9 protein-coding genes are annotated in these 8,711 nt (G+C 71.4%); 4 read left to right on the top strand and 5 right to left on the bottom strand.

Annotation, left to right across the window (positions count from 1 at the left end; all coding sequences use genetic code 11):
* Together GXP76_RS31765 and GXP76_RS31770 are read right to left on the bottom strand one after the other, a co-directional pair.
* A partial coding sequence (locus tag GXP76_RS31765) for a serine/threonine-protein kinase (RefSeq protein WP_242575080.1) occupies positions 1-1,082 on the bottom strand: 1,082 nt, incomplete at its 3' end.
* Between the two features lie 212 nt (positions 1,083-1,294).
* On the bottom strand, positions 1,295-2,080 hold the full coding sequence (locus GXP76_RS31770; RefSeq protein ID WP_242575081.1) for a VOC family protein: 786 nt from the start codon (positions 2,078-2,080) through the stop codon (positions 1,295-1,297).
* A 317-nt stretch (positions 2,081-2,397) separates the two neighbouring features.
* Between GXP76_RS31770 and GXP76_RS31775 the strand changes: the two genes are divergently transcribed.
* Positions 2,398-3,045 (top strand): TetR family transcriptional regulator, encoded by a 648-nt coding sequence (locus GXP76_RS31775; protein ID WP_078076684.1) that lies wholly within the window; start codon positions 2,398-2,400, stop codon positions 3,043-3,045.
* Between the two features lie 95 nt (positions 3,046-3,140).
* Here GXP76_RS31775 and GXP76_RS31780 read toward each other — a convergent pair whose 3' ends face one another.
* A complete protein-coding gene (locus GXP76_RS31780; RefSeq protein ID WP_242575082.1) occupies positions 3,141-3,719 on the bottom strand; it encodes a TetR/AcrR family transcriptional regulator in 579 nt (192 codons plus the stop codon).
* Positions 3,720-3,843: 124 nt separating this feature from the next.
* On the opposite strand from GXP76_RS31780, the gene GXP76_RS31785 reads away from it, so the two are divergent.
* Positions 3,844-4,536 (top strand): pyridoxal 5'-phosphate synthase, encoded by a 693-nt coding sequence (locus GXP76_RS31785; protein ID WP_242575083.1) that lies wholly within the window; start codon positions 3,844-3,846, stop codon positions 4,534-4,536.
* Between the two features lie 8 nt (positions 4,537-4,544).
* Here GXP76_RS31785 and GXP76_RS31790 read toward each other — a convergent pair whose 3' ends face one another.
* On the bottom strand, positions 4,545-4,931 hold the full coding sequence (locus GXP76_RS31790; RefSeq protein ID WP_242575084.1) for a helix-turn-helix domain-containing protein: 387 nt from the start codon (positions 4,929-4,931) through the stop codon (positions 4,545-4,547).
* A gap of 112 nt (positions 4,932-5,043) precedes the next feature.
* Here GXP76_RS31790 and GXP76_RS31795 point away from each other — a divergent pair, with 112 nt between their 5' ends.
* The gene (locus GXP76_RS31795; protein ID WP_242575085.1) at positions 5,044-5,451 is read left to right on the top strand and encodes a RidA family protein; all 408 of its coding nucleotides are present in this window, start codon (positions 5,044-5,046) and stop codon (positions 5,449-5,451) included.
* A gap of 159 nt (positions 5,452-5,610) precedes the next feature.
* Positions 5,611-6,819, top strand: coding sequence for an NAD(P)/FAD-dependent oxidoreductase (locus GXP76_RS31800; RefSeq protein ID WP_242575086.1), 1,209 nt, complete (start codon positions 5,611-5,613; stop codon positions 6,817-6,819).
* Here GXP76_RS31800 and GXP76_RS31805 read toward each other — a convergent pair.
* A complete protein-coding gene (locus GXP76_RS31805) occupies positions 6,806-8,158 on the bottom strand; it encodes an MFS transporter (RefSeq protein ID WP_242575087.1) in 1,353 nt (450 codons plus the stop codon). The genes GXP76_RS31800 and GXP76_RS31805 overlap by 14 nt on opposite strands.
* Positions 8,159-8,711 lie beyond the last annotated feature (553 nt).

Here is an 8,711-nt window from a genome sequence, read left to right on the forward strand (position 1 = left end):
GCGGGCACGGCGGGCGCCCCGCCGCCACCCTGGCCGCCCTGCTGTCCCTGACCGCCGCCCTGGCCCTCGCCGTCGCGGCGCCACGCGGCGTCCCAGTCGGGAGCGTGCGCGGGAGGCGGCGGGCGGTGCGCGGGCGGCGGCGGAACCGGCGGTCGCGCGGCGGCAGCGGCGGCGGCCGCGTTGATGCGCCCGCCACCCCGCCGCTCCTCGATCATCTCGGTGGCGGAAGCGGGCAGCCAGGCCGAAGCCGTACCGCTGTCGTCACTGCCCGAGGCGAACAGGTGCGGGGCGAGCTGCGACTGGAGGTCGGCGGGCGAGGGGCGCTGGGCGGCGTCCATCTGCATGCACGATTCGATGAGCGGGCGCAGGTCGTCGGGGAGCCCCTCCAGGTTCGGTCCCTCACGCAGCAGCATGAAGACCGTCTCGACGGGGTTGGCGCCGTGGAAGGGGGCGTGTCCGGTGGCGGCGAAGACGAGGGTGGAGCCGAGCGAGAAGATGTCGCTGGCGCCCGTGACGCTGCGGGAGTCGCGCGCCTGCTCGGGCGACATGTACGCGGGGGTGCCGACGGCCACGTTGGTCATGGTCAGCCGGGTGTTGGAGACGCCGGAGGCGATGCCGAAGTCGATGACGCGCGGCCCGTCCTCCACGACCAGCACGTTCGACGGCTTGAGGTCACGGTGGACCAGGCCCTCGCCGTGGATGGACTGGAGCGCCTCGGCGATGCCGGCGGCCAGCCAGCGCACGCCCTGGACCGGCAGCGGACCGCACCGGTTGACCATCTCCTCCAGCGAGGGCGCGGGCACGTAGGCGGTGGCCAGCCAGGGCACGGCGGCCCGGGGGTCGGCGTCCACCACGGCGGCGGTGTAGAAGCCGCTGACCGCGCGGGCGGCCTCCACCTCGCGCGTGAAACGGACACGGAACAGCTGGTCCTCGGCGAGTTCGGTCCGCACCGTCTTGATCGCCACGCGCCGGCCCGAGGCCGAGCGCGCGAGATAGACGAGACCCATACCGCCCGCTCCGAGGCGCCCCAGCACCTCGAAGGGCCCGATCCGTCTCGGATCGTGCTGCGTCAGCTGCTCCACTTGCCTGCCACCTCCCCGTACGGGCCACAAAGGTACGGCCCCCTGCACCCTGATTCTTCCTGTCTGGCTCGATGGTTGCGAACCCGGGGGCGGATCGGGGTGTCTCACCCTGTTTCGGACAGGAAATGAGCGAACGACCTCGTACGGGGTGAGTATCACGCCCGTATCAGTATTGACGCGTACGGGCCAATGCGGGTTGCGCCGCCTCGCGCTTACGCGGCCGCCGGCTCGGCGAGCAGCGCGAAGGCCGCGCCCTGGTTGTCCGCGACGACGGCGATCCGGCCGTACGGGGTGTCGGCGGCGGGCTCCCTGACCCGGCCGCCCAGCCGTACGGCGTCGGCGACCGTCTCGTCGCAGTCGACGACGGAGAAGTAAACGAGGAAATGCCCCGGCATCTCCTTCGGGAATGCGTCGGTGATGACACTTCGCCCCCCGATCGCGGCGTCACTCCCCGGCTCGGAGCCCGCCGGGGACCATGTGCGGTAATCGGTCGGTTCGCCCGGCAGATCCTTGCCGACGAAGCCGAATACCGACTCGTAGAAGAGGTCGACGCTCTCCTTGTCCCTCGTATAGAGCTCCGTCCAGCAGAAAGATCCGGGCATACTCTGCTTTTCGAAGCCGGAGAACGCCCCCGGCTGCCAGAGGCCGAAGACCGCGCCACCGGGATCGACGCCCTGCGCCATCGTCCCGTACGGCCCGACGGCTGCCGGATCCCTCACCATTCCGCCGCCGGCCTCCTTGATTCGCGCACTGAGAGCGGCGGCGTCAGATGTCGCGAAATAAACGCCCCAGACGGTCGGCATACGCCCGTCCTGCTTCGCCGCGAGTGCGGCCACTCGCTTTCCGTCACTGAATGCATTCGTGTAGTACCCGTATGCCGCACCGCCGTCCGCGCCGAATGTCCAGCCGAACAGCTCGCCGTAGAAACGCTTGCCCGCCTGGACGTCGGGAAGCGACACATCCACCCAGCACGGCGTGCCTTCCGCGAATGCGGCCATGAGCCCGGATCCTTCCTTCGTGTGCGCACCGCCCGAGCGGCACCCCTTCGGGCCACGCTAATGGCGCATTTCGCCCGGCGCAGGGCGGGGCAAATCGAACAATTGACTAATTGCCTCCCGGTGAGGGCCTGTGCGCACTGGGTTGTCCACCGAAGTTGTCCACAGGCTGTTGATAACACTTTTGCTGGTCACGGCCGTCCGGGGGCGCGCTCCTTACCGCCTCTCGACGGTCTCTTACGGCCCCGGCGATCAGCGGGCGGTTCCCCATTTGCAGTCGGCCGAATCGCGCTCCGATCACCCCTCGGTAAGCTGACGGCATGACAGGACAAGTGCGTACCGTCGACGGCCGCGTGGCCGGTCGGCGCGGCCAGGCGACGCGGCAGAAGCTGCTCGACTGCCTCAGCGAGATGCTCAGCACCTCGCCGTATCGGGACGTCAAAGTCATCGACGTGGCCCGGAAGGCAGGCACTTCACCCGCGACCTTCTATCAGTACTTCCCGGACGTCGAGGGCGCCGTCCTCGAGATCGCCGAGGAAATGGCCAAGGAGGGTGCCGGATTGACCGAACTCGTCTCCGGCCGCTCCTGGGCGGGTAAAGCGGGACGCCAGACGGCGGAAGAACTCGTCGAGGGATTCCTCGACTTCTGGCGCAAGAACGACGCGATCCTCAGGGTCATCGATCTCGGCGCCGCCGAGGGCGACAAGCGGTTCTACAAGATCCGTATGAAGATCCTGAGTTCGGTCACCAACTCCCTTACGGATTCCGTGAAGGAGCTCCAGTCCAAAGGCCGGGTCGACAAGGACGTCAACCCCGCCGCGATGGCCGGCTCTCTGGTCGTCATGCTCGCCGCGGTGGCGGGGCACCAGAAGGGCTTCCAGACCTGGGGCGTGAAGCAGGCCGAACTGAAGCCGAATCTGGCGCTGTTGGTCCACCTGGGCATCACGGGCAAGAAGCCGGCGAAGTAGCCGCGCCCGCGGGGCGCGGTACGGGCGCGCCCTTCCTTCCGTCCTGTCACGCCGGCGGCGGATCAGCGAACTGATCCGCCGCCGGCGCTCCCGTCTCACGGACCGGACGGCAGCACCCGCTCCACCATCTCGCCGATCAGCCGCGCGGCCTCCTCCTCCGAGAAGACACCGGGCAGCGTGAGCCGCTCCACCACCAGCCAGTTGGCGGCCAGATAGAGCATCTTGACCGCGTCGGCGTCACCGGGCAGCCCGGACGCCAGATGCCCCTCGACGTTCGCCTCCACGTCCTTGACGACGCGCGCCGTCAGCACGGCGCGCAGCTCGGGGCGCCGGGTGGCCTCCAGCCGCAGTTCGAGCAGCGCGAGGAACCCGGTCCGGAACGCGGTGACGCGCCGCACCACCTGCTGTACCAACTCCGCCGTGCGCTCGCGGGTGTTGGGTCCGGCCAGCAGGCCGGCGGCGGTGGCCTCGTCCGGGATCAGCCGCTCGTAGATCCGGTGGCCCACCTGGTTGAGCAGGTCGTCACGGCTGGTGAAGTAGTTGGACGCCGTGCCCGTGGGCACGGCCGCCTCGGCGTCGACGGCCCGGAAGGTCAGACCTCGGGCGCCGTCGCTCGCCAGCACTTCGATGGCGGCGTCGACCAGTGCCGAGCGCCGGGCCAGGTTCTGTCGCATGGGGGCGGTCACACCTTTTCGCGTTGACACCACTTCATGTGTAGTACTACATCGTAAGTAGTGCCCGGCCGGCAGGAGTGGCCCGTCCGCGGTGCTCGCGGGACCGGCGCGGTTGAATGAGCCCATGAGCGACGACGAGGCCGACGAGCGGCAGGCGTTCCGCGCGGTCCTGCCCCGGCTACGGGTCTGGGACACCGATCTGCCCGCCTTCGATCCGGCCGCCGCGCCCGGCGCACCGCTGACACTGTTCCACCGGTGGTTCGTGGAGGCGGTGGCGGCCGGGCAGAGCGAGCCGCACGCCATGACGCTCGCGACCGCCGGCGCCGACGGGCGGCCCGACGTACGGACCCTGCTGCTGCACGACGCCGACGAGCGCGGCTGGCACTTCGCCTCGCACGCGACCAGCGCGAAGGGCCGCCAGCTGGCCGCCCGGCCGTGGGCCGCGCTCGGCTTCTACTGGCCGGCGCGGGGGCGGCAGATCCGGGTACGCGGCGCGGTGAGCGCCGCCGGACCGGAGGAGAGCCGGGCCGATCTGGGCGTCCGGTCCACCGGCGCGCTGGCCTCGGCGCTGACCGGGCGGCAGAGCGACGTACTCGGCTCCACTGAGGAGTTGGCGCGCGCGTCCGAGGCCGCGTGGGAGCGGGCGCGGGCCGAGCCGCGGGCGCCGGTCCCGACCTGGACGCGGTACGTGCTGGACGCCGAGGAGGTCGAGTTCTTCCAGGGCGACGCCCAGCGGCGCCATGTCCGGCTGCGCTACCGCCGTACGGCGACGGGTCCGGCCGGCGGCGACTGGTCCCGCGAGCTGCTCTGGCCCTGAGCGCCTTCTCACGGACCCGGCCGGAAGCGGTCGCGGGAGGTCTCGATGTGGCCCAGATAGCGCTGGGTCCAGTCGCACATCAGGTCGACCGTCTCGCGCAGGGCGCGGCCCGGTTCGGTGAGGGTGTACTCGACCTTCGGCGGGACGGTGGGGTGCACGGTCCGCTCCACCAGGCCGTTGCGTTCCAGCATGCGCAGATTCTGGGTCAGCATCTTGTGGCTGATGCCCGCGACCTCGTCCCGTATCTCCCCGAAGCGCAGGGTCCGCTCCCCCAGCGCCTCGATGATCAGCAGCGCCCACTTGTTGGCGACGTCGGAGAAGATCTCCCGCGCCAGCGAGTCCGCGCGCCGGAGATCCGCGTCCTCGGGCAGGCCGCCGAACTGCTTGGTCACCATCAGGTTCCCCAGTCACCAAAAAGTGCGTTCTTCCATGTCAGCCCACACTCTCCTACGGTTCCTGAGTAACCACAAGAGACCGACTGTCAGACCGAAGAGCAAGGCGGAAACCATGGCCATCACCCTCGTCGACCCGACCGGACTCCCCAAGATCGACGTCTACCGGCAGGTGTCGATCGCGACCGGATCGAAGCTGGTCTTCATCGCCGGGCAGGTCGCCTGGGACGCGGACGGCGTCACCGTCGGCGAGGGCGACCTCGCCGCACAGGTCGAGCGCTGCTACCTCAACGTCGGCACCGCCCTGGCCGGCATCGGCGCCTCCTTCGAGGACGTGGCGAAACTGACCGTCCACGTCGTCGACTGGACCCCCGACAAGATGCCGCTGTTCCTGGACGGGCGCGCCCGCGCGACGGAGAAGCTGGGGGTGAACCCCGTACCGCCGAGCACACTGCTGGGCGTCGCGGCACTGGACGTGCCCGAGCATCTGGTCGAGATCGAGGTCGTCGCGGTCATCGACTGATCCCCGGCGGCGCGCTGCGCGCGGAGCGTCTGATTCACGCCGACTTTCACGGCAGATTCAGCCTCCGCGCGCAGGACTTACCCGTACGTAACCGATTCGCAATCGATTCCCATCTTGACCGAGACCCAACAAGTGCCCGCTCGATTACGCTCAGCTCTCATGGCCAGCGACATCGACCTCACCAACGACCGCCCCGTGTACGTCATCGGCGGCGGCCCTGGCGGTCTCGCCGTCGCCGCCGCCCTGCGCGCGCAGGGCGTACGAGCCGTGGTGCTGGAGAAGTCCGAGGCCGTCGGGGCCTCTTGGCGCGGTCACTACGACCGGCTCCATCTGCACACCACCCGCAAGCTGTCCGCGCTGCCGGGCCTCCCGATGCCGCGGTCCTTCGGCCGCTGGGTGTCGCGGGACCACATGGTGCGCTATCTGGAGAAGTACGCGGAGTTCCACGCCCTGGAGATCGTCACCGGCGTCGAGGTCACCGGCATCGACCGCTCGGCGGACGGCGGGAGCTGGCTGCTGCGCGCGACCGGCGGCCGGGAGCTGACCGGGAGCGCCGTCGTCGTCGCCACCGGCTACAACCACACGCCGCGGCTGCCCGCGTGGCCGGGGGCGGAGTCGTACGAGGGGGAACTGCTGCACGCCGGTACGTACCGCAACCCCCGCCCGTACGCGGGCAAGGACGTCCTGGTCGTCGGAGTCGGCAACACGGGCGCGGAGATAGCCGTCGACCTGGTCGAGGGCGGCGCGGCGCGGGTGCGTCTGGCGATCCGTACCGTCCCGCACATCGTGCGCCGCTCCACCGCGGGCTGGCCGGCGCAGCGCACCGGCATCCTGGTCCGGCGGCTGCCGACGCGGCTGGTCGACCGGGCCGGCGAGATCATGTGCAGGATCGCGGTGCCCGATCTCGCGGAGCGGGGGCTGCCGCGCCCCGACACCGGGCTGTACTCGCGGGTGCGTGAGGGCGCGATCCCGGTGCAGGACGTCGGTCTGATCGCGGCGGTGCGCAAGGGGCGGGTCGAACCGGTCGCGGCGGTCGAGTCGTTCGACGGCAACAAGGTGGTGCTGGCGGACGGTTCGCGGATCTCGCCCGACGTGGTGATCGCCGCGACCGGCTACAGCAGGGCCCTGGAGGGCCTGGTGGGGCACCTCGGCGTGCTGGACGAGCGGGGGCGCCCGGTGGTGCGCGGCGCGCGCACGTCCGACCGGGCGCCGGACCTTTACTTCACGGGCTTCACGAATCCGATCAGCGGGATGCTGCGCGAGCTGTCCAGGGACGCGGAGCGGATCGCGAAGGCGGTCGGGACGAAGGCGGCCAAGGCGCGGGCGGCCAAGGCCAGGGCGAAGGCGAAGGGCGTCAAGCAGCGCTGACGGGGGCGGGGGCCGGGGCGGCCTTGGCGCGGCTCCTGATCAGCAGGGCCATCAGCGCCGCCGCCGCGCACAGGGCGCCGGAGCCGTACCAGACCATGTCGTACGAGCCGGTGACGTCCCGCACCGTGCCGCCCGCGAACGCGACGATCCCGGCGCCGACCTGGTGCGAGGCGAGCACCCAGCCGAAGACGATCGCGCTGTCGGCGCCGTAGTACTCGCGGCACAGGGCGATCGTCGGCGGGACGGTCGCGACCCAGTCCAGACCGTAGAAGACGATGAAGAACAGCATCGGCGGCCGGACGTCCCCACCGCCCTGCACGAGCAGCATCGGCAGGAAGAGCAGCGAGACGCCGCGCAGCGCGTAGTAGACGGCGAGCAGCCGGCGCGCGTCGAAACGGTCCGTGAACCATCCCGAGGCGATCGTGCCGACGATGTCGAAGACACCGATGACGGCGAGGAGCGAGGCGGCGGCCGTGATCTGCATGCCGTGGTCGTGGGCGGCGGGGATGAAGTGGGTCTTGACCAGGCCGTTGGTGGAGGCGCCGCAGATCGCGAACGTCCCGGCGAGCAGCCAGAAGGGGCCCGTGCGGGCGGCGTCGAACAGGACGGTGACGGCCCGCCGCGCGGCGCCGGTGACCGGGGGCGGCTTGGGCTTGAACTCCTCGGAGCCGTACGGCGCGAGCCCCACGTCCGCCGGGTGGTCGCGCAGCAGCAGCCAGACGAAGGGGACGACGACCAGCGCGGACAGCGCGACGGTGATGGCGGCGGGGCGCCAGCCGTGGTTCTCCACGAGCCAGGAGAGCAGCGGCAGGAAGACGAGCTGCCCGGAGGCGCCGGCCGCGGTGAGGATGCCGGTGACGAGACCGCGCCGGGCGACGAACCAGCGGTCGGTGACGGTGGCGGCGAAGGCCAGGGCCATCGAGCCGCTGCCGAGGCCGACGAGGACGCCCCAGTAGAGGACCATCTGCCAGGCGGCCGTCATGACGGTGGTGAGCGCGGAGCCGGTCGCGATGACGGTCAGCGCGACGGCCACGACCCGGCGTATCCCGAACCGGTCCATGAGCGCGGCGGCGAACGGCGCGGTCAGCCCGTACAGCGCGAGATTGACGGAGACCGCGAACCCGATCTCGCCGCGCGACCAGTCGAACTCCGAGTGCAGCGGATCGATGAGCAGCCCCGGCAGCGAGGCGAACGCGGCGGCGCCGATGATCGTCACGAAGGTGACGGCGGCGACGAACCAGGCCCGGTGCACACGGGACCGGGGCCGGCCGCGCGGGGCGGGGGCCTCCGCGGGTATCTCTGCGGGTGTCTCGGCTGTCTGCGTCACGCCAAGAAGCATCGACGCCACCGCCACACGGGGCGAGTGGCCCGAAGGCCACGGGCCAATAGGATCGGGCCACGAGGTCGGCCGGACGGTAGCGGTTGCGGGCGGGTCGGCCCATGCAGACCGCCGGAGCTGTCCGGCCCTCGGGCCCGCGCGGGCTGTCCGGCCGTCCGGGCCGTCGAGACGCCGGGTCATCGTGGCCGTACCGCGTGGGCGCCGTGCCGACGAGCATGGGCCGCTCCTCGGCGAGCGCGCGCGAACGCGGTACGGGCCCCGGGGGGACTTCGCCCGAGCAGAACACGGCGTGTCCCGCTCAGCCGCCGACGCGGTGTTTTCTCGGCCCGTACGGCGTGCCAATCGGCCCGGCCGCCGCCGGAGCCGACCGGGTCAGCCGGGCCTCCCGCCGTCCGGCGCGCGCGCCCGTGGCAGGCGCGTCGAACACGGCCCCGTACGGGCCGCAGGACACGGCCTGTCCCCCTCGGCCGGCGGGCCAGGGTCCTCGGTCCGTACGGCAGGCCGGTCCGCCCGGCCGACAGAGCTGAACGGGGCAGCGGGCACCCGTGCGTGT

This window comes from Streptomyces sp. NP-1717, from assembly GCF_022695985.1.
Taxonomy (GTDB): domain Bacteria; phylum Actinomycetota; class Actinomycetes; order Streptomycetales; family Streptomycetaceae; genus Streptomyces.